The sequence below is a fragment of the Microbulbifer agarilyticus S89 genome (genome assembly GCF_000220505.1).
GTDB classification, from domain to species: domain Bacteria; phylum Pseudomonadota; class Gammaproteobacteria; order Pseudomonadales; family Cellvibrionaceae; genus Microbulbifer; species Microbulbifer agarilyticus_B.
Map to the genome: position 1 here is coordinate 1 of NZ_AFPJ01000035.1, position 19,747 is coordinate 19,747.

The 19,747-nt window shown below is 57.8% G+C and carries 19 protein-coding genes; 12 read left to right on the top strand and 7 right to left on the bottom strand.

What is annotated here, in order from left to right; all coding sequences use genetic code 11:
- Positions 1-37 precede the first annotated feature (37 nt).
- Positions 38-724 carry a hypothetical protein gene (locus AS89_RS0110705; RefSeq protein ID WP_029249948.1) on the bottom strand — a complete coding sequence of 229 codons (687 nt, stop codon included), beginning with the start codon at positions 722-724 and terminating at the stop codon, positions 38-40.
- A 220-nt stretch (positions 725-944) separates the two neighbouring features.
- Positions 945-1,211: a hypothetical protein gene (locus AS89_RS0110710; protein ID WP_010132614.1), complete on the bottom strand. Its 267-nt coding sequence runs from the start codon at positions 1,209-1,211 to the stop codon at positions 945-947.
- Positions 1,212-1,417: 206 nt separating this feature from the next.
- Here AS89_RS0110710 and trhO point away from each other — a divergent pair, with 206 nt between their 5' ends.
- A complete protein-coding gene (gene trhO, locus AS89_RS0110715) occupies positions 1,418-2,416 on the top strand; it encodes an oxygen-dependent tRNA uridine(34) hydroxylase TrhO (protein ID WP_010132616.1) in 999 nt (332 codons plus the stop codon).
- Positions 2,417-2,482: 66 nt separating this feature from the next.
- Here trhO and AS89_RS0110720 read toward each other — a convergent pair whose 3' ends face one another.
- From AS89_RS0110720 to apbC, 3 genes are all read right to left on the bottom strand, one after another.
- Positions 2,483-2,872, bottom strand: a complete 390-nt coding sequence (locus tag AS89_RS0110720) for a hypothetical protein (protein WP_010132617.1) — start codon at positions 2,870-2,872, stop codon at positions 2,483-2,485.
- A gap of 124 nt (positions 2,873-2,996) precedes the next feature.
- On the bottom strand, positions 2,997-3,368 hold the full coding sequence (locus AS89_RS0110725) for a hypothetical protein (protein WP_010132618.1): 372 nt from the start codon (positions 3,366-3,368) through the stop codon (positions 2,997-2,999).
- A gap of 102 nt (positions 3,369-3,470) precedes the next feature.
- Complete coding sequence (apbC, locus tag AS89_RS17360) at positions 3,471-4,631, bottom strand: iron-sulfur cluster carrier protein ApbC (RefSeq protein WP_010132619.1); 1,161 nt, start codon at positions 4,629-4,631, stop codon at positions 3,471-3,473.
- 252 nt (positions 4,632-4,883) lie between these two features.
- Here apbC and metG point away from each other — a divergent pair, with 252 nt between their 5' ends.
- The 8 genes from metG (at position 4,884) to AS89_RS0110770 (ending at position 14,426) form a co-directional block, all read left to right on the top strand.
- Complete coding sequence (metG, locus tag AS89_RS0110735; RefSeq protein WP_010132620.1) at positions 4,884-6,935, top strand: methionine--tRNA ligase; 2,052 nt, start codon at positions 4,884-4,886, stop codon at positions 6,933-6,935.
- Positions 6,936-7,159: 224 nt separating this feature from the next.
- On the top strand, positions 7,160-7,885 hold the full coding sequence (locus tag AS89_RS0110740; RefSeq protein ID WP_029249950.1) for a hypothetical protein: 726 nt from the start codon (positions 7,160-7,162) through the stop codon (positions 7,883-7,885).
- A gap of 178 nt (positions 7,886-8,063) precedes the next feature.
- A complete protein-coding gene (locus tag AS89_RS0110745; protein ID WP_010132622.1) occupies positions 8,064-8,999 on the top strand; it encodes a D-2-hydroxyacid dehydrogenase in 936 nt (311 codons plus the stop codon).
- Between the two features lie 367 nt (positions 9,000-9,366).
- Complete coding sequence (locus AS89_RS17365; protein WP_010132624.1) at positions 9,367-11,979, top strand: zinc-dependent metalloprotease; 2,613 nt, start codon at positions 9,367-9,369, stop codon at positions 11,977-11,979.
- A gap of 288 nt (positions 11,980-12,267) precedes the next feature.
- Positions 12,268-12,552: a DUF883 family protein gene (locus AS89_RS0110755; protein ID WP_010132625.1), complete on the top strand. Its 285-nt coding sequence runs from the start codon at positions 12,268-12,270 to the stop codon at positions 12,550-12,552.
- 152 nt (positions 12,553-12,704) lie between these two features.
- The gene (locus AS89_RS0110760) at positions 12,705-13,235 is read left to right on the top strand and encodes a hypothetical protein (RefSeq protein WP_010132626.1); all 531 of its coding nucleotides are present in this window, start codon (positions 12,705-12,707) and stop codon (positions 13,233-13,235) included.
- Positions 13,204-13,446 carry a hypothetical protein gene (locus tag AS89_RS18680; protein WP_138976392.1) on the top strand — a complete coding sequence of 81 codons (243 nt, stop codon included), beginning with the start codon at positions 13,204-13,206 and terminating at the stop codon, positions 13,444-13,446. Before AS89_RS0110760 ends, AS89_RS18680 begins: the two co-directional genes overlap by 32 nt.
- A gap of 89 nt (positions 13,447-13,535) precedes the next feature.
- Positions 13,536-14,426: an NAD-dependent protein deacetylase gene (locus AS89_RS0110770; RefSeq protein WP_010132627.1), complete on the top strand. Its 891-nt coding sequence runs from the start codon at positions 13,536-13,538 to the stop codon at positions 14,424-14,426.
- Between the two features lie 60 nt (positions 14,427-14,486).
- On the opposite strand, the gene yghU is transcribed toward AS89_RS0110770, so the two are convergent.
- Together yghU and AS89_RS0110780 are read right to left on the bottom strand one after the other, a co-directional pair.
- The gene (gene yghU / locus AS89_RS0110775; RefSeq protein WP_010132628.1) at positions 14,487-15,374 is read right to left on the bottom strand and encodes a glutathione-dependent disulfide-bond oxidoreductase; all 888 of its coding nucleotides are present in this window, start codon (positions 15,372-15,374) and stop codon (positions 14,487-14,489) included.
- Positions 15,375-15,433: 59 nt separating this feature from the next.
- Positions 15,434-16,000: a transglutaminase-like domain-containing protein gene (locus AS89_RS0110780; RefSeq protein ID WP_010132629.1), complete on the bottom strand. Its 567-nt coding sequence runs from the start codon at positions 15,998-16,000 to the stop codon at positions 15,434-15,436.
- A gap of 361 nt (positions 16,001-16,361) precedes the next feature.
- Here AS89_RS0110780 and rsxA point away from each other — a divergent pair, with 361 nt between their 5' ends.
- Genes rsxA through rsxC form a run of 3 tightly spaced genes read left to right on the top strand, consistent with a single transcriptional unit; the run spans position 16,362 to position 19,730 of the window.
- Positions 16,362-16,937 carry an electron transport complex subunit RsxA gene (gene rsxA / locus AS89_RS0110785; RefSeq protein WP_010132630.1) on the top strand — a complete coding sequence of 192 codons (576 nt, stop codon included), beginning with the start codon at positions 16,362-16,364 and terminating at the stop codon, positions 16,935-16,937.
- A gap of 10 nt (positions 16,938-16,947) precedes the next feature.
- Positions 16,948-17,556 carry an electron transport complex subunit RsxB gene (rsxB, locus tag AS89_RS0110790; RefSeq protein ID WP_010132631.1) on the top strand — a complete coding sequence of 203 codons (609 nt, stop codon included), beginning with the start codon at positions 16,948-16,950 and terminating at the stop codon, positions 17,554-17,556.
- A complete protein-coding gene (rsxC, locus tag AS89_RS0110795) occupies positions 17,553-19,730 on the top strand; it encodes an electron transport complex subunit RsxC (protein ID WP_010132633.1) in 2,178 nt (725 codons plus the stop codon). Before rsxB ends, rsxC begins: the two co-directional genes overlap by 4 nt.
- Positions 19,731-19,747: the final 17 nt, after the last annotated feature.

Here is a 19,747-nt window from a genome sequence, read left to right on the forward strand (position 1 = left end):
TGGCGGGGCTTTTTTTGTTGCTGTTCGTCAGGATGCTTCACGGTTCCGTGGTGACATCGATCCCCGGCACTTCGCTGCAGCCATCGTTTTCAATGAAATAGGCGCTTGGCTGGTGCGATTGATTGTAACGATGCTCAATGCCTTCATCGCGGAACACCAGCAAGTACTCTTCCTTTACCCAACCCTGCTCCGTGCGGTACTCGCTAAGCCACAGCAGCGCCGGCCCATCTTCGTGGCACTTGCCGTAAAACATACGGGTTTTTTCCACCAGCTCTTTGGTCAGGTAATCGCGGTACACACCCGGATACGTGAAGCGCTCGCCGGATAGATCCAGGTTCAACACACCATCTTCGTTGCCTTCAAGCTCCGCCTGAGACCGGTCACGTTGTTGCGCCACGGAGCCATCCGTCGGCGCCCGTGCGGCAAACTGCTCCGGCTCAGGAATGTCATCTTCGTCTCGATCACGCGGCCGCCGTGCCTCGGTTGGCTCGCCCGGTGCGACCGCAATGCGCTCGAGAAAGATGGCTGTGTTCTCGTCGCAGTCCACACAGGTTCGTCCGGCGATAATGGCGTAGCCTTTCAGTTCGGAAATAAGCTTGGCCTCCGCGAGATCCACATCGATCACACGGTCCTCGGACACTTTTAGCTGGACGCCGGACATCGCCGGCATGACGGGAGAAAACCCGAACAGAAAAACAAGGAGAAAGAGAGGGAATATCTTCATGCAGAGCAACCACACTTTATACATCTGCAGACCGCGATCAGTTGGTGCCGCCAGGGCAACTTTCCTTGCTGACCCTTGGCGGCACCGCGATTGGGTAGTGCTGTTACACTGTCGCGATTCCCTTCTATGTATAACCATAGCAGGTGTTGAAAATCCTGCTGCGCGGGGCCGTTACTTTCTCAGTACGCCCCGCCAATACGTGGTCACCGTATTTTTGGTATCAGGGCGCTTCCCAGCTGCCGCTCTCTTCCGCGGGACCGATAAACGCCCCGACTCCCTCTTCCTTCAATGCGTCCAGCGCCTCCTGCAATGCGTCGGCATCGGAGTCAAACACGTCTTCCCACACCGTCGTGTTGTTGTTTTCATCAACGATTTCCAGCAGCCAACCGCCGTCACCGTCTTCATAAATATCGATGCTGACGGTGTGGTTGCCATCGCTATACGCGCGGCTCAGGGGAGAATCTTGCGGGGTAACTTCTTCAGCCATGGGGGAAGCCTCGCTGGCAAAGGGGGATGCGGGAACTGGCACCGACATGCTCGGGAAGACAGTAAAGCGAACTCCTGAACACCCGGTCAAGCCCGATACGACATTGTCGAAAAAGTGTACGACGCGCAGTGCAAAACTTGTTAAAATACGCGGCGATTTTTACCCATGCCCCGGATTTACGCTCCGGCTTGCACAAGGAAACTCCCATGACCAATTCCGCGTCCGTTGTGGTCTGCGCGCTGTACAAGTTTGTTCGCCTCGAAGACTTTGAATCCCTGCGCGATCCCCTACTCAAGGTAATGCTCGATAACGAAGTGCGCGGCACCCTGCTGCTCGCTGACGAGGGCATCAATGGCACCGTCGCCGGCAGCCGTGCCGGCATCGACACCTTGCTCAGCTACCTCAAGTCCGATAGCCGTCTGGCGGAACTGGACTACAAAGAGTCCTACACCGAAAACATGCCCTTCCTGCGCAGCAAGGTAAAACTGAAGCGCGAGATCGTCACCATGGGCGTCGAAGGCATCGATCCTCGCCGCACCGTCGGCACCTATGTAAAACCGGCCGACTGGAATGCGCTGATTTCCGACCCGGACGTTGTGCTGATCGATACCCGCAACGATTATGAATTCCAGGTAGGCACCTTCGAGCACGCGGTGAACCCGAACACCACCACCTTTCGTGAGTTTCCCGACTACGTGAAGGAAAATCTGGATCCAGGCAGACACAAGAAAGTAGCGATGTTCTGCACCGGCGGTATCCGCTGTGAGAAGTCCACCGCATACCTGAAGGAGCAGGGTTTCGACGAGGTGTACCACCTGCAGGGCGGCATCCTGAAATACCTGGAAGACGTGCCCAAGGAAGAGACCCTGTGGCAGGGCGAGTGCTTTGTCTTTGATGACCGGGTCACCGTCAATCACGACCTGGAGCGCGGCTCCTACCAGCAGTGCAACGCCTGCCGTATGCCGATCACCGATGAAGAAATGCAGTCTCCATTGTTCGAGCAGGGGGTCAGCTGCCCGCACTGCCACGATACGGTGTCAGACGCTGACAAGTCGCGTTTTCGCGAACGTGAGAAGCAGATCCAGCTGGCCAAACAGCGTGGTGAGCGCCATCTCGGTGAAGATGCCAAGGCTACGACCTTAAACCGCCGGCAGCACAAGCAAGCGCTGCGTCGCCAACAGGCAGAACAGGCGCGCAAGGCCTGAGTGCACAACCAGCGCCTGTGGATTTATTCCCCACGGTATACCGGTGAGAGATACACCGGTGAGAACTCAGTGGCTCGCATTGAGCGTGGAACTCTCCGCGGCGAGCCAGGCGTAAGCTTCGCCCTCACTGACACATTGGCAAATCGACAGCCCGCCTTCACGCGACACGCGATCGGTTGCCGACATGGGGTTGTGGGAAAGGGGGTGCAAAACGACGATTTTGGCGCTCCCGTAACCGGGCAGCTGCGCAACAAACTGGGCGAAGCGTTTATTGTCATCTGCTGACATGTGAACCTGCACGAAGCGCACATCAACCAGGATCCGCAGCGGCCGCACGTGGCCATATTTCTGTGAGATCCGCAGGGATGCATTCGCCATTTCGTCGAAGGAAACATCACCCTGCGGGGAGCAACGCACCACGCGGGTGCCGCTCTCCAACCTGATCTGAACTGACATGGTGTAGCACTCCGTTTGCTATCTGCCATCGCATTGCGACCATCCTGGGCATTGCACCATACCCGCTCGCTCCTTGCTTATACGCAACGCTGCCAAGATTGGTACTGGGCGAGCCAACGCATGTTCAGGCCTCGCACTCCGCGAACCAATGCAACGCCGCGGCTTCGGTGACGAACTCTCGTACCACCAGCCCCTCTTTCTGCGCCACACTGTCAATAATAACGTTCGCGTTATGCTCTGGGGTGTGCAGCACAGCGACCCGGGCATGACTCACGCCGGGCAGGTGTGCCACAAAGGCGCCAAATGCCGCACGCTCTTCCGGTGTCATCACAATTTCTGCTCGGCGCACATCCTCAAGCACACACAGAGGCCGCAGATGGCCGTAGGACTTGGCCACCTGCCCTGCAGCCGCCTGCTTCTCCGCGAGGTCCACCTGCGCAAAGAAGCTTAGATGAACAATACGCGAAGCTTGGTCGTAGCGAACATGAAAGCCCAAAACCTTTCTCCCGAGAGCCGCGCATAGCTAACCCGCAATGCGCGTGGAGTCGTGACGATAACGCGGGCCACCAGCGCCCGCTCGTGCGGGCATGCAAAGAGCCTAGCCCAAGTCGATCTCTGGCACGTCACTGTCGCCATCCGCAGCCAGCCAAACCTGTGCCGCCGTTGCGCGCGCCACCTGTTTGTACAGGTCGGCAAAAGCACCTTGCGGCTCCGCTGCCACGGTCGGCTTGCCGCCATCTACCTGCTGGCGGATCGACATCGCCAGTGGCAGCTGCCCGAGCAGGCGCGTACCGTAATCCTGTGCCATTTTGTCGCCGCCACCGGCGCCAAACACAGGCTCCTGGTGCCCACACTTGGAGCAGGTGTGCAGGGACATGTTTTCCACAATACCGAGAACCGGCACCGACACCTTGCGGAACATTTCCACGCCCTTGATCGCGTCTACCAGCGCCAGGTCCTGCGGCGTGGTGACGATGACCGCACCGGCGAGGACGACCTTCTGGGATAGCGTGAGTTGGATGTCGCCGGTGCCCGGCGGCATATCCACAATCAGATAATCCAGTTCGCCATCTTCTGTGCTCTCGCCCCACAGCGTCTGCGTCAACATCTGGTTCAGTGCGCCGCTCGCCATTGGGCCACGCCATACTGCAGGCGTATCCTCGGTCAGCAAATAGCCCAGTGACATGGTCTGCAGGCCCTGCGCCGGAACCGGCACAAAAAACTTGCCGCCTTTTACCTCGGGCCGTGTGCCCTCGGTGCCGAGCATTGTCGGCAGGCTCGGGCCGTAAATATCCGCGTCCAGCAAACCCACCTCAGCACCTTCCGCCGCCAGCGCCAGCGCCAGGTTCACCGCGGTGGTGGACTTACCCACGCCGCCCTTGCCGGACGCCACGGCGATAATGTGCTTCACCGCCTTAAGCGGCTCCGGCACCTCACCCACTTCTGTACGCGGAATGTCAAAAAGCAGATCAAAGTTCAGGGTGCTGCCCGCCAGAGGCCCGTCTGCAAGGACCGGCGCGCAGGCCGCGCGCACACGCTCCGCCCATACCTGCTGCTGGCTCGCACAGGGATACCCGAGGGTCACACTAGTAAAGATGGTGTTATCCCCATCAAAACCCACCTCAATATCCGCATCCAGGGCATCCAGTGGCAGCGCGGTGGCCGGATCTTCGAGGGCGCCAATCGTTGCCGCTACCCGCTCGAGCTGTTCCGTAACCTCGGGAGAGAAGTCTTCATGGTCTTGGTGGTCGTCGTTCACGGCAGCATCCTCACTGGCTCTGGAATTTGGGCGGCATTGTGGTCAAGCTCTGTCGTGAACACAAGCGACGCCCCAGTACAGAATTCAGTACAGACTATTGGGTACAGACCCGTCAGTCCCGCACAGCGCGGCGGGCGTCGTCGGCAGGTGCCTTACAAGGCCCATTTCTGCTATATTCCGCGCTCTTTCCGGCCCACGGCCGTCCAATCAAAGAATCCACACAGACTAATCTCGCAGCCTTTGGAATCCATGATGTCTCAAACCGACCATCAGCCAAGAAACATTCTCGTCACCAGTGCCCTGCCGTATGCCAACGGCTCCCTGCACCTGGGTCATATTCTCGAGTACATCCAGACCGATATCTGGGCCCGCTTCCAGCGCGCCCGCGGCAACCAGTGCCTGTATATGTGCGCCGACGACGCCCACGGCACTGCCATCATGCTGAAGGCTGAACAACTGGGTATCACCCCGGAACAACACATCGCCAACATGCAGGCGGAGCACGAGCGCGATTTCGCCGACTTCCTGATCGGTGTGGACAACTACCACTCCACCCACTCCGACGAGAACCGCGAACTGTCGGCAATGATCTACAAGCGCCTGCGTGAGAACGGCCATATTGCCTCACGCACCATTACCCAAGCGTTTGACCCGGAGAAAGAACTGTTCCTGGCGGACCGCTACATCAAGGGCACCTGCCCGCGCTGTAAATCCGAAGACCAGTACGGCGATAACTGTGAAGTGTGCGGCGCGACCTACAGCCCCACTGAGCTGATCAACCCAGTATCGGTCATCTCCGGCGCGACGCCCGTGGAAAAAGAGTCCGAGCACTTCTTCTTTACCCTGCCGGCTTTTACCGACTTTCTGAAACAGTGGACCCGCTCCGGCACCCTGCAGAGTGAAGTGGCGAACAAACTGTCCGAGTGGCTGGATGAAGGCCTGCAGGAGTGGGACATCTCCCGCGATGCGCCCTACTTCGGTTTCGAAATCCCCGACGCCCCCGGCAAATACTTTTACGTATGGCTGGACGCGCCGATCGGTTATATGGCGAGCCTGAAAAACTACTGCGATGCAAAAGGCCTCGACTGGCAGGAGTACTGGAAAAAAGACAGCACCGCCGAGGTGTATCACTTTATCGGCAAGGACATTGTCAACTTCCACGCGCTGTTCTGGCCGGCCATGCTCGACTCTGCCCAGTTCCGCACCCCAACCAAGGTGTGCGTACACGGCTTCCTGACCGTCAATGGCAAGAAGATGTCGAAGTCCCGCGGCACCTTTATTAATGCGCGCAACTACCTCGACCACCTGAACCCGGAATACCTGCGTTACTACTTCGCAGCGAAGCTGACCGCCGGTGTGGACGACCTGGACCTCAACCTGGAAGACTTTATCGCCAAGGTGAACTCGGACCTCGTGGGCAAGGTGGTAAACATTGCCTCGCGCACCGCCAAGTTTGTCAGCAAGTCCGGCGGCGCCCTGTCCAGCGAGCTGGCCGACCCGGCGCTGTGGAACCAGTTTGTGGAAGCGGCCCCGCGCATTACCGATTTCTTTGAAGCGCGCGAATACAGCCGTGCCACCCGTGAAATCATGGCGCTGGCGGATGCCGCCAATGCGTGGATTGCGGAAAAAGCTCCCTGGTCTCTGGCCAAGGAAGAAGGCAAGGAACAAGAAGTACTGGCGATCTGCTCGCAGGGCGTGAACATGTTCCGCGCACTGATCAGCTGGCTGGCACCGGTACTGCCGGAAACCGCGAAGAAAGCCGAGGAGTTCCTCGGTGTGGCACTGGACTGGAACACCGCAACCACACCGCTGGCCGGGCACACCATCAACAAATTCAAGCCGCTGATGCAGCGTATCGAAAAAACTCAGGTGGAAGCCGTGCAAGAAGCCGCAAAAGAATCCCTGGCACAATTGCAGGCCGAAACTCAATCCAACACCGAGGCAGCCAAAGGCCCACTGGCAGACGACCCGCTGGCGGACGAAATCCAGTTTGACGACTTTGCCAAGGTGGACCTGCGCATCGCCCTGATCGCCAATGCGGAGCACGTGGAAGGTGCCGGCAAACTACTGCGCCTGACACTGGACCTGGGTGGCGAAACCCGCAATGTATTCGCCGGTATCAAGAGCGCCTACAGCCCGGAAGACCTGATCGGCAAACACACCGTAATGGTTGCCAACCTGGCACCGCGCAAAATGCGCTTTGGGGTCAGCGAAGGTATGGTGCTGGCGGCGGGCCCGGGTGGCAAAGACCTGTGGATTCTGGAGCCCCATGCAGGTGCTCAGCCGGGTATGCGGGTGATGTAAGCGCCCTTTCCCTTTCCACTCTTTCCTTTCCTCTATCTCCTTTCCTCTAGTGGTGGGGCAGTAGCGCTGCCCCACCTACTGCTCAACCAGCGCCCGCTTCGCTTTTGACAAATGTCCTTGCCAGCAAGCCTCCCACTCCGTCCAATGGCGTAACATCCTAACCACGCTGCCTTGTCGAGCAGATGCTACCGCTCAGCAATGGGACAAACGTTTCGAGGCTAACCATGTCCGCAGTCATGTTTCCTATCTATGCGCTCTGCCATACCACCCTGTGTGTCTGGGCCTGCTCGCTGTGGAAATCCCGGCGCGCACCCGGTGCGGCACTGATCGCGCTAGTCTGCGCCGCGCTCACCTACGACAACATCATCCTGTCGATCGGTGCGTCCATCGGTATCGGCCCGCTGCTGGAAAGCCTGAGCTGGCCACGCTTTGTCATGCATGCCGTGCTCACGCCACTACTGTTGGTAGTTGCAAGCAAAACCGCGCAGTGCGCCGGGTTAAGCTGGACCCGGGGCCCAAAATGGAACTGGTTTATCTGGCTGCTCGTTCCGCTGATGATTCTGCTAGGGGTCTATGAAGGACTTATCGGTCTGGAGCTGGTACCCGCTTGCTTCGACGATACCCTGCGCTACACCTCCAACCTGCACCCCACCCAACTGTGTTTTGAGGGGCAGCAACCGGTTACCGGCAATGGCCCTCCCATTCCTTCGATTGTCGCCACACTGCTCACGCTTATTGTCGGTATTGGCTTATGGCGGCAGTTCCGGTGGCCGTGGATGACCGTCGGCGCAACCATCATGTTTTTTACCGCAGCCATACCGCCCAGCTTGCTGGGACCAGCCCCGGGTAATGGCGGCGAAGTTCTGCTGCTGGCGAGCCTGGCATTCAGCGTTGCCCGCTTTGCCGGCCACCCCGCGCCCTCGGCAGAATTGGTAGTGACGGTAAAATAAGCTGATCGGGCCCTGCAGCACCAACTCACCCGTGAGCAAACCCAAATCGCCAAACCGTTCTGAACCGTTTACCATCTCCCCCAACAGTACCCCCCCTGCCAACCAGCGCTGCGCACCCGCAGTGCTGCCCCCAACAACGCAGCCGGAAACCTTAAAACCTTAAACTTTGGAGCCCACGATGCGCGGTGTATTTCTCGATACCCTGACCATGAAGCTAGATGAACTGGATACTTCAGCGCTGCAAAACACGCTGGACCAGTGGGAGTTTTTTGAGACTACGACACCGGAGCAGACCGCACAGCGCATTGCCAATGCGGACGTAGTGATCACCAATAAAGTAGTGCTCGACCGTGCGCTTATCGAAAAGGCACCGAATTTAAAACTTATCTGTGTGTGCGCCACCGGCACCAACAATATCGATCTGGATGCGGCGGCTGCCAGCAATATTCCGGTAAAAAATGTTACCGGTTATACCGGCACCTCCCTCGCACAACATACCCTCGCCCTGATTCTGGCCCTCGCCACCCGCTGGCACCAATATCACAGCGACGTGGGTAGCGGCCGCTGGGCAGAGTCCCCGGTTTTCTGTCGCCTCGACTACCCGGTAATCGAACTCGACGGCAAAGTGCTGGGTATTATTGGCTACGGCGACCTCGGGCAAAAAGTCGCACGATTGGGCGAGGCGCTCGGTATGAAGGTGTTGATTGCGGAGTCGTTCACCGGGGACAAGAAAGCCGGCCGCACACCGCTAGCAGAGTTGATTGCGCAATCTGATGTGATCAGTTTGCACTGCCCGCTCACTGAAGAAACGGATCAGCTGGTCAATCAGCAGTTTCTGTCCGCAATGAAAGAAACCGCCTTCCTGATTAACACCGCTCGCGGTGGCCTGGTGGATGAAGCGGCCCTTGTCGCCGCATTGAAAGATCACACGATCGGCGGTGCGGCACTGGATGTGATTAGTGTGGAGCCACCGCCTGCAGATCACGTATTGCTGGCAGGCGACATCCCCAACCTCATCATCACCCCGCATAATGCGTGGATCAGCCGTGAAAGTCGGCAGCGTTTACTGGACGGGGTGACGCAGAACATCCTTGACTGGAAGGACGATCGCTAGCGCTGCAAGATACCGCTGCGGTTGCAGGCTGCAGCGGTATATTTCGCGCCAAGTAGCGGGCTCCCCTACCAAACATCTACGTTTTTTGCCCAAAGTATTCTTTTACCTTTCTTTCTATCATTATTTCCAACACCATTCTTGTCGCTATTCCTGTCGCCATTTCAATCAATCGTGGCAGCCAAAATACCCTTCGAAAATAATTTACCTGTCAGTAGTGCATTTACATGTCCACACCACAAGGCGCTAGCTATTTTTGGGCTCTGGACAGGCCAATCAAAGATTTGATTTACTCGCGTAGTCACCAGGGAGGGGTAAGGCTGTTTGCAGACCTGTGATATCAGCCCATTACGCAACAAGGATAAGAACCATGACGACTTCAGTGCGAATAGTGAAAATTATTTCACTCGCCCTACTCATCTTGAGTGTCAGCGCTTGCGGAGGCAGTGCACCAGAAGAAAAAGCGGAAAGTGCCAAGTCCAATTTCAAGCCAGTAGCGGAAATCACCAAAAACAGTGAAAAGCTCTCCGGGCTTTTCGAGCTGTATCAGAATCGGGATACCGGCAGCGTCTATTTAAAGCTTGATCCGGACCAGATCGGGAAAGATATCATTCACCATATGCAGGTGAGCAATGGAATCCCTGGCAGTAATATCCTGCATACCATGGGAATGTACTTTGAGCCCCGCATTATTCGCTTTGAGAAACACTTCGATAAAATCCATGTACGGCAGGAAAATACGGTTTTCGTACACGAGAAGGAAAACCCTGTTAGCCGCGCCAGCCACGCAAACCTGAACCGCCCGATACTGGCCGCGCTGAAAATCGAGGCAGAAGACTCAGCCAGTGGTGCAGTTTTCGTCAACATAGACTCACTGTTTCTCAACGATTCGTTGCGCCAATTGAAACCCTCGCCCAACCCCGAGGAGAAACCGGGCACCCGCCTGACACTTGGAAAGCTGAATAGTGACAAGACTCGCTTCACCAGTCTGCACAACTATGCGCAAAATACGGACGTTGTGGTGGAGTATGTGTATGACAATCCGGAACCGGTATTACCGAAAGAATTTGGCTTGAACATAAAAGACTATGCACTGGGGGATGAGCGTAGTCTCGCGTTTAGCATCCGGCATATTCTGATTCAGGCACCGGACAACGATTTTGAGCCCCGTCGGGATGATCCACGCCTCGGGTATTTTTCCTCACTCAAACAAATATTGACCTCTGACAGTGCCGCACCCTACGGCGATTTCATCAACCGCTGGCATTTAGTCAAGAAAAACCCGCTGGCCGATATTTCCGAGCCCATTAATCCTATTGTCTGGTGGATCGAAAACACCACACCGCTGGAATACCGCGATACTATCCGTGATGCCACCCTCGCCTGGAATCTGGCGTTTGAGCAGGCTGGCTTCAAGAATGCCATCCAGGTAAAAGTGCAGCCGGACGACGCTGATTGGGATGCAGGTGACCTGCAATACAACGTGTTGCGCTGGACGGCATCACCCCAACCGCTGTTTGGCGGTTTGGGTCCCAGTATTGCGGACCCGCGCACCGGGCAAATCCTCGGTGCGGATATCATGCTGGAACTGGTGGCGATGCAAAACCGGTCGCGCATGGAAGAGATCTATAACGTACCCGCCGGCCAGCCAGCAGCGGACGCGGGGCACTTCCACCCCATGGCACAATCACATTTGCCGATCTATCAAGGAGCCGCATTTGGTGCCGCCGCGCTCACCGCACTTGGCGCCGACAAGGCAACTACCAGCCGCTTCTCGGAAGAATTCCTCTACTTTTTGATTTTGCACGAAGTGGGGCACACCCTCGGCTTAAACCACAACTTCATTGCCAGCCAGTATCAACCACTGGCATCGATCTTTGATGGCGATATCACCCGCAAGCAGGGGCTCACCGCGTCGGTGATGGATTACCCCGCGCCCAACCTGTCCATCAGCGAGGGCAGCCAGGAACAGTTCTACAACGTTGCACCCGGGGCTTACGACCGCTGGGCCATTGAATATGGCTATTCACCCGCAGCGGTAGACGCAACAGAAGAGGCGCAGCGTCTCAGCAATATCCTCGCCCGTTCCACCGACCCGGCCCTGGCATTTGGCAATGACGCGGACGATATGCGAGCGCCGGGAGCAGGCATTGATCCGCGCATCATGATCAATGACATGAGTGGTGACGGCATTGGCTATGCACAGCACCAGTTCCGCCTAAGCCAGAAGATTCTGAATTCCCTGCCAGCGCGCCTGCTCAAGCAAGGAGAGTCGCGCCAGGAACTGGTAAATGGGGCAAACGTCGCCCTGCAGCAATACGCAAGTGCCGCCCAGATAGTTTCGCGCTACATCGGCGGAGTAAAGGTGGATCGTGCCATGGTTGGCCAGGAAGGTAGCAGTGATCCATTCCGTCCAGTGGCCGCTGCCGAGCAAAAACGCGCAATGTCCATGCTTGAAGAATACGTGTTTGCTCCTGACGCCCTGATGCTGTCTCCCGAACTCATTACAGAAATGCAGCAACAGCGTCGCTGGTTCTTCTTTTATGGCAAGACTGAAGACCCGAAGGTGCATGACCTGGTACTGAATATTCAAAAGTCTGTGCTCGACCACCTGCTCAACCCGGTGGTGCTCAAGCGGGTTCAGGACTCGAGCCTGTATGGCAATGAGTATTCGATGACAGACCTGTATGCCGACCTCAACCTGGCGATCTTCGCAGCGGATGCAACCGGCAATGTGGACACCTTCCGGCAGAACCTGCAGAGAGAATATATCAATCGCCTGATTGCCACTGCCAACGCCAGTAAAGACAGCGCCCGGCAGCAGCAGTCGCAAGCAATCGCACGCTACTCACTCCGGCAGATTGATGCGCAGTTGAAGAGTGCTGGTAACAATCCGGCGTCGCGCGCGCACAAGGAACAATTGCAATTTGTTATTCGCAGGGCCTTAAACCCCAATGCAAGCCAGCCGAGTAGTGCAGGCTAAACATGACCTTGCAGCGTTCCGGTGCATCCTTAGGGAGAATCCGGAACGCCCACTCCCCAAAATCTATTGATCTATTGAATGATCCAGCCCACACGAGTCACCACCAGACAAAACGCTGCAGTCATCAAACTCTTGTTTTAACAAGGCACCCCTGGCCAGCTATGCTTTGTCGCTCTAGTCAGCCTCTTGCTAATACCGTTTTGCCCCGTTCGGCAATAACCGGTTTGATTCACGAATATTCCTGATTAACCTTCGCGCTCACCTTGATTGCTATCGGAGGGTAACACCATGGCAACAGCAAAAGCGCCTAACTCAGGTTCCAGTCACAACAAGCTGCATCAGGCTTACAACCTTGCGGGCGAGGCAGCTCACGAGACTGCCTCGCACTTAAAGTCACGTGCTCGTGAAACTGCAGACACCGTGAAGGCCCGTGCCCACGATGGTATGGAGAAGGGCAAGCAGCGCGCGCACGACGTTGCCGAGCGTGCGGAGAATCAGATCAAGGCTCATCCGCTTGTCAGTGTGGGCTGTGCCTTCGCTGCCGGCTGGCTGATCGCAAAAATCCTAAAATAACGTTACGTGACCTACAATTTTCTAGATGCATAACCGGTGCCTATTTCATGCACAGATGTCATGCAAAGGCACTGGTTATGCTGCGCGGCATAATGATCACTGACTATTGTACGTCCGCTCGACATCACACACACTGATCGAGGAATTGATTGATGGCAGCCCCCGGCAATCAGCATGACGACTCGAATCAATCGGCTGACCCCAATCACGATCCAGAGCCCAATGCCTCTTCGCAAGAGCCGCAAGGTGCATCACCTCAAGCGGCTGTAGACACACCGCAGGCCGAGTCACTTCTCGACGAATTCAATACGCTACGTGACAGGGCTGAAGCTACCATGACTCTTGCCTCGGCCTGGGCAGAAAATCTAACGAGCCTGGTACAGCTGGAGTTCCAACGCACCCTGCAGGCGGGAAAGCGCATCGTCATCATGCTGCTATTCCTGTTCTTCCTGGCAATTGCGTTGATTGTGAGCCTGTGCGCGGGACTGGGGTTACTCGGCTACTACTTTTTCCAGTCCATTTATATTGGCTTCGGCATTTTTATGTTGTCCCAGATCATCATCCTGACGGTGCTATTACTATCGATCAATCGTCTGAAAAATCTTCTGGGGTTCGACGAATCCCGCAAGCAAGCTCAAGAGGCGCTCGAAAATGTCACTGCGCTCTTTAAACAAGCAGATTGAACAGCGCCGGCAGGCACTGGAAAAACAACGCCATTGTGCCCTGAGTCTGTTGGAGCAACAGAAGGCCCAGGCCTTAACCCAGGCAAACCGGATTCCGTTGCCACTCGCAATGCTCGGCGCGTTTGCCGCGGGCTTTATCATTCAGCGGGTATACAACAAGCCTGCGACCCGCTCACTGGTCAACTGGTATCTGACACTGCGCAATTTTTAACGCGGTGGCTTTCGACACCTGGCGCAACACAGCGTTGGCAGACTGGGTACAATACCGTGTACACAGCCATCCAAGAGGTGCCTCGAACCATGAGTCTGAGCACGCTATCCCCCTCGTCACTCACTGGTGAAGAAAATATTGCGGATCCGGTATTGCCCAGTGCCGAAGCAGCAGAGCAGTTGGTGGATTTTATTCGGCGCTACCCGCGCTTGACCGTGTTGACCGGTGCCGGGGTTAGCACCGACTCTGGCATTCCCGACTACCGCGACCAGCACGGACAATGGAAGCGCAAGCCGCCGGTGGACCACCGCGAATTCATGGCCTGCGCAGCCACACGGCAACGCTACTGGGGCCGCGCATTGATAGGCTGGCCAGTCATCCGCAACTCCACACCGAATGGTGCACACTATCACCTGGCAGAACTGGAGCGACGCGGTCACATCCAGCTAATGATTACGCAAAACGTTGACCGCCTGCATCAGCGTGCAGGTAGCCAACAGGTCATTGACCTGCATGGGCGCGCCGATGAGATTCGCTGCATGCAGTGCGACTACCGCGCGCTGCGCCAGGAAGTGCACGATCGCAGTTACGCTCTGAACCCGGAGTTTCGACACTTTACCGCGGAGGCTGCGCCGGACGGCGACGCCGATCTGGAAGTAGATTTCAGTCATTTTCGCGTGGCCGACTGCCCGCAATGTGCCGGCATCCTGAAACCGGATGTGGTGTTCTTTGGGGATAATGTTCCGCGGGCACGCGTGGACACGGCAATGAATGCATTGTGCGCGAGCAACGCGCTGCTGGTGGTGGGGTCTTCGTTAATGGTGTATTCGGGGTTTCGCTTCTGCCGTTATGCAAAAGAACGGGGCAAGCCCATCGCCGCGCTCACCCTGGGGCGCACCCGCGCCGACGCGCTGCTGGATTTGAAATTGAATGCAGACATTGGAGAAACCTTGCAGCGCACGCTTTTGCAACTCGCGTAATGCTGTTGTGGCGTCACCAATGCCCGCCCTTGCGGTGAGGTCCAGTTAGGGCTAGTGAACCTAGCCCTTGTCGTTTTCGCTGCTGTCGCCGATCTTGTCCTGCGTGCGCAACGCGAAGTCACTGGCATCGTGCCGTTCATGTAATTGCTTGGCGGGATCACCCCAGGCACGGTTCACCATAGCGCCGCGCTGCACTGCCGGGCGCTCTCCAATCTCCTCCACCCAGCGGTTTACATTTTTATAGGTGTGCGCCTCAATAAATTCAGCCGCATCATAGGCTTCGTTTTTCAGCACCGCGCCATACCAGGGCCAGATTGCCATATCCGCAATAGTGTACTCTCGACCGGCAATAAACGAGTGCTCTGCCAACTGGCGATCGAGCACATCCAGCTGACGCTTCACTTCCATGGTGTAGCGATTGATCGGGTACTCGTATTTTTCCGGCGCGTACGCGTAGAAGTGGCCAAAACCACCCCCAAGGAAAGGCGCTGCGCCCATTTGCCAAAACAGCCAGTTAAGGGTTTCGGTGCGCTGTTCCGGGGTATGCGGCAGGAAGGCGCCAAATTTTTCCGCGAGGTACATCAGAATGGAGCCGGATTCGAATACACGGATCGGCGGCTTGGTGCTGTGATCCACCAGCGCGGGAATCTTGGAGTTCGGATTGATATCGACGAAGCCACTGCTGAACTGCTCACCCTCGGTAATACGGATCAGGTGTGCGTCGTACTCCGCTCCTTCATGCCCGAGCGCCAGCAGCTCCTCGAGCATGATGGTGACTTTTACCCCGTTGGGCGTCGCCAGGGAGTAAAGCTGCATGGGGTGCTTGCCCACCGGCAGCGCTTTGTCATGGGTCGCGCCGGCGATAGGACGATTGATATTGGCGAATTGGCCGCCACTTTCCGCATCCCACTTCCAGACCGCAGGCGGGGTGTAACTCGTATCCGACATGATCACTCCTCGTTAGCATTCCGTTAGGTGGCCTAAGGGTAATCCGACGGCGGCTTTTTTTAAACGTCCGGCAGGTTTTCGGTCACGGCCGCAAAGCTGTGTTGGCTTTGCAGCAGCTGAAGCACTTGCGGCAAGGGATCCGCATACACTTCTGGCAGATCGCATTCGCCGTCGGCAGCAGGGACGTAGGCCAAACGCTCGTCCGGCGGGATAAACTCGGTTGTGATGCCGGGCTTGTTGCCCCGGGCATCTACCCGAAACCAGCCATAGCGCTCCAGGTACACGCTGTTCAGGCCGTGCAGGCAAAAACGGCGACTGCCCTCATCCAGCAGCAGGCGCTGATAACTGAAGCCGGCGGGAATATCATTGGCCCGCAGTAGCGCCGCCAGCAGGTGACTTTTGGCGAAGCAAAATCCCGTACCCGCGCTCAGCACATCCGAGGCCCGGCAGGTAACCGGGTTCAGCGCAAAATCGCCGCTGTGGCGAATTTCGTCGCGTACGAACTCAAAACTGTTGCGCGCAGTGCCGAATTTGGCCCCCGAGGAACATTGCAGATCGGCAGCGAGGGCCAGAATGTCCGGGTGTTGCCAGTCGATAATCGGGGTGTGCTGTAGATACGCCTGCATGATCGTGTCGGTCGCTTTTGATACCACTTAGGGGGTCAGCTTAGAGGGCTAGCCTCATATATACGCTGTTGGGGACGCTTGTATATGCTGCGAAGGGCGGACCCCGACTGAACCCGTGGCGCAGATCGAGCCGGCGAGTCGGCGCAAAAAAGCACATGGAGCCGGTTTCCAGGCTCAGCTGCGTTGACTCGCGCGCACGCCTCCCGGATTGTTTGGCAAGTTGAACGCCTATAGCCTCTCCCCCATAATACCGCACCCAGATCAGGCATTACTGGCCAGTAACACTGGCCTGCAGCATCCACCGAGCGAATTCACCTTTGTGCTCGCCGCGGCCCGGCACAGTGGGCAGAATGGAACCTCTATGACCGAATTTACCGTCATCCTGCTCTCCACCATCCTGGTGAACAACTACGTGCTGGTGCAGTTCCTCGGATTGTGTCCATTTATGGGGGTTTCCAACAAGCTGGAAACCGCCATTGGTATGGCCGGTGCCACCACCTTTGTGCTCACTCTCGCCGCCATCTGCTCCTACCTGGTAAACACCTACTTACTCGAACCCTTCGGGATGGAGTACCTGCGCACCATATCCTTCATTCTGGTGATCGCGGTGGTGGTGCAGTTTGCGCGCATGTTTATCGAAAAGACCAGCCCGCTGCTGCACCGGGTACTCGGCGTCTTCCTGCCACTGATCACCACCAACTGTGCGGTACTCGGTGTCGCCCTGCAAAACACCCTCAAGGCAAATAATTTCGTGCAGTCCACCCTGTATGGCTTCGGCGCTGCGGTGGGCTTTTCCCTGGTTCTGATTTTGTTTTCCGCGATGCGTGAGCGCCTCGCGGTGGCAGACGTACCCAAACCTTTCAAAGGGGCCGCCATCGGCATGATGACGGCCGGACTGATGTCCCTGGCCTTTATGGGCTTTAGCGGGCTGGTGTAAGGAGGCGACTATGGAATGGCTGTCTGAAGTATCCACGCCCCTGCTGGTCCTTGGCGGCATGGCCCTGGTATTTGGCGCCCTGCTGGGCTTCGCCGCGGTGCGCTTCAAGGTTGAGGGCGACCCCATTGTCGACCAGATCGACGCGCTATTACCGCAAACCCAGTGCGGCCAATGCGGCCACCCCGGTTGCCGCCCCTACGCCGAAGCCATCGCCAATGGCGAGGCGATCAACAAATGCCCCCCCGGTGGCCAGGCCACCATCAACGAGCTGGCCAACCTGCTGGATGTGGAAGCCACCCCGCTGGATGCCGAGCACGGCACCGAAGACGTCAAGAAAGTGGCGTTTATCCGCGAAGCGGAGTGTATCGGCTGTACCAAGTGCATCCAGGCCTGCCCGGTTGACGCGATTGTCGGCGCCGCCAAACAAATGCACACGGTGATCGTGGACGAATGCACCGGCTGCGACCTGTGTGTAGAGCCCTGCCCCGTGGACTGTATCGATATGGTGCCGCTGGAATCTAGCCTGCAGCAGTGGCATCCGAACAAACCCACAGACGGAGTGCTGCTAATCGCCAGCGACAGACCCGACCTGCACAGAGACGACCGGAGTGCAGCATGAGCCAAACAGATGAAAGACTGAGCGCCAGCGAGCGCCGCGCGGCCCGGGAAGCGCACCTGATCGCCAGCTCCAAGGCCCGGGACCTGTCCCGTGAACTAAAGATCAACGATTTCCACGGCGGTGTGCACCCGCCAGAAAACAAACACCAGTCCACCGGCGAGCCGATCGGCAGCATCCCGCTGGCGGAGGATCTCATTGTGCCGTTGAACCAGCATATTGGCGGCACTGCCATTCCGCTGGTGAAGCTGGGCGATGAGGTGTTGAAAGGGCAGAAGATTGCCGAGGCGGACGGCCCGGTCAGCTGCCCGGTACACGCGCCTACGTCCGGCAAGGTGGTTGCGATCGAACCGATGGCGGTACCCCATGCCTCGGGCATGGTGGCGGACTGTATCCAGATCCGCAGCGATGGTCGCGACGAGTGGTGTGCGCTGACTCCGGTGGAGGACTACCAGAGCCACGATGTCGACGACCTGCTCGAGCAGATTCGCGAATGTGGCATCGCCGGTATGGGCGGCGCGGGCTTCCCCACCGCGGTAAAACTGAACCCGCGCGGTGGTGCCGAGATAGACACCCTGATCATCAATGGTACCGAGTGCGAGCCCTATATCACCGCCGACGATATGCTGATGCGCGAGCGCGCCGACGAGATTATCGGGGGTGTGGAAATACTTGCTCACCTGCTGGAGCAGCCAGAACGGGTACTGATCGGCATCGAGAACAACAAGCCCGAGGCGATCAAGGCCATGCAGCGGGCGGCCGAGGGCACACGCTTCCATGTGGTGACCTTCCCCACCAAATACCCCTCCGGTGGCGAAAAGCAGCTGATCGAAATCCTCACCGGGCGCGAAGTGCCCAACGAGGGCCTGCCGGCGAATGTTGGCATCGTGTGCCAGAACGTGGGCACCGCGCGTGCCGTTTACCGTGCCATCACCCTGGGTGAGCCACTCATCAGTCGTGTCACTACCGTGGTGGGCGAGTCCCTAAGCCGCCAGCGTAATATTGAGGTTCCCGTTGGCACGCCTATCCAGCACATTCTGGAAAACCATGGCATCGACCGCAGTGTGCTGCAGCGCATTGTGATTGGCGGCCCAATGATGGGCTACACCATCGAGGACGAAGCCTCACCGGTGGTCAAAACCACCAACTGTATCCTCGCCCCCACGGACAAAGAGTTACCGCCGCCGCCGCCGGCACAGGCGTGCATTCGCTGTGGCCTGTGTGCCGAGGCCTGCCCAGCGAGCCTACTGCCACAGCAGCTGTACTGGTATGCCCGCGCGGAAGACCGGGAAAAGCTACAGGCCTACAACCTATTTGACTGTATCGAATGCGGCGCCTGCTCCTACGTATGTCCATCCAGCATTCCGCTGGTGCAGTACTACCGTGCGGCCAAGGGCGATATCCGCGCTGCCCGCGAAGAAAAAGAAAAAGCGGACCGCGCCCGCGAGCGTTTCGAGTACCGCAAGCTGCGCCTGGAAAAAGCCGAGCAGGAAAAAGAAGCCAAGCGCCTGGCACGCAAGAAAGCGGCGGAAGAAGCGCGTAAAAAGCGCGAACAGGACGCCAGCAGCCCCGAGGCCCAGGCCGCCAAGCAGGAGTCGGACGTTGTCGCCGCGGCACTCGCGCGGGTAAAAGCCAAACAGGCCACGCCGGAACAGCAACTGGCGCGCGCCCAGCGCACCCTCACCAGTGCCGAGCACCGGGTGGAGCGCATGCAGCAGAAGCTCGCCGATGCGGAAGCAGCGCAGCAGGCACAGCTGGAAGCACAGCTGAAAACTGCCCAACTGAAACTGCAGGAAGCCCGCGACAAGCTGGCGGAAGCGGAAAAGCTGCAGGCCACTGCCCCCGCACCGGAGAAGGAGCAGGGCCAGCCCACTGGTGAAAATACCGAGCCATCGATCACCGAGGACAAGCTGACCGTGGCCAGCGCCTCCTCCTCTGCCGCAGGCGCCGCCATCGAGCGCGCCAAGGCCGCAGCCGCGGCCCGTGCCAGCATGAGCCCTGAAGAAAAACTCGCGTCGGAGATCGAGGCACTGAAAAAACGCGTGGAAAAGGCGGAGGCGCGGCTGACAAAGGCGCGCAGCGAAGACGATCCGAACACCGGCGCCTTTGAAGCCGCACTGGAAAAAATGCAGGCCAAGCTACAGGAAAAGCTGGCCCAGCAGGGTTCCGGCGAGTAACGCCGGGCGCAAGACGA

Coding starts and splice junctions, on each gene's coding strand:
- AS89_RS0110705 (WP_029249948.1), bottom strand. CDS start 724: ATGAAGATATTCCCTCTCTTTCTCCTTGTTTTTCTGTTCGGGTTTTCT.
- AS89_RS0110710 (WP_010132614.1), bottom strand. CDS start 1,211: ATGGCTGAAGAAGTTACCCCGCAAGATTCTCCCCTGAGCCGCGCGTAT.
- trhO (WP_010132616.1), top strand. CDS start 1,418: ATGACCAATTCCGCGTCCGTTGTGGTCTGCGCGCTGTACAAGTTTGTT.
- AS89_RS0110720 (WP_010132617.1), bottom strand. CDS start 2,872: ATGTCAGTTCAGATCAGGTTGGAGAGCGGCACCCGCGTGGTGCGTTGC.
- metG (WP_010132620.1), top strand. CDS start 4,884: ATGTCTCAAACCGACCATCAGCCAAGAAACATTCTCGTCACCAGTGCC.
- AS89_RS0110740 (WP_029249950.1), top strand. CDS start 7,160: ATGTCCGCAGTCATGTTTCCTATCTATGCGCTCTGCCATACCACCCTG.
- AS89_RS0110745 (WP_010132622.1), top strand. CDS start 8,064: ATGCGCGGTGTATTTCTCGATACCCTGACCATGAAGCTAGATGAACTG.
- AS89_RS17365 (WP_010132624.1), top strand. CDS start 9,367: ATGACGACTTCAGTGCGAATAGTGAAAATTATTTCACTCGCCCTACTC.
- AS89_RS0110755 (WP_010132625.1), top strand. CDS start 12,268: ATGGCAACAGCAAAAGCGCCTAACTCAGGTTCCAGTCACAACAAGCTG.
- AS89_RS0110760 (WP_010132626.1), top strand. CDS start 12,705: ATGGCAGCCCCCGGCAATCAGCATGACGACTCGAATCAATCGGCTGAC.
- AS89_RS18680 (WP_138976392.1), top strand. CDS start 13,204: ATGTCACTGCGCTCTTTAAACAAGCAGATTGAACAGCGCCGGCAGGCA.
- AS89_RS0110770 (WP_010132627.1), top strand. CDS start 13,536: ATGAGTCTGAGCACGCTATCCCCCTCGTCACTCACTGGTGAAGAAAAT.
- yghU (WP_010132628.1), bottom strand. CDS start 15,374: ATGTCGGATACGAGTTACACCCCGCCTGCGGTCTGGAAGTGGGATGCG.
- AS89_RS0110780 (WP_010132629.1), bottom strand. CDS start 16,000: ATGCAGGCGTATCTACAGCACACCCCGATTATCGACTGGCAACACCCG.
- rsxA (WP_010132630.1), top strand. CDS start 16,362: ATGACCGAATTTACCGTCATCCTGCTCTCCACCATCCTGGTGAACAAC.
- rsxB (WP_010132631.1), top strand. CDS start 16,948: ATGGAATGGCTGTCTGAAGTATCCACGCCCCTGCTGGTCCTTGGCGGC.
- rsxC (WP_010132633.1), top strand. CDS start 17,553: ATGAGCCAAACAGATGAAAGACTGAGCGCCAGCGAGCGCCGCGCGGCC.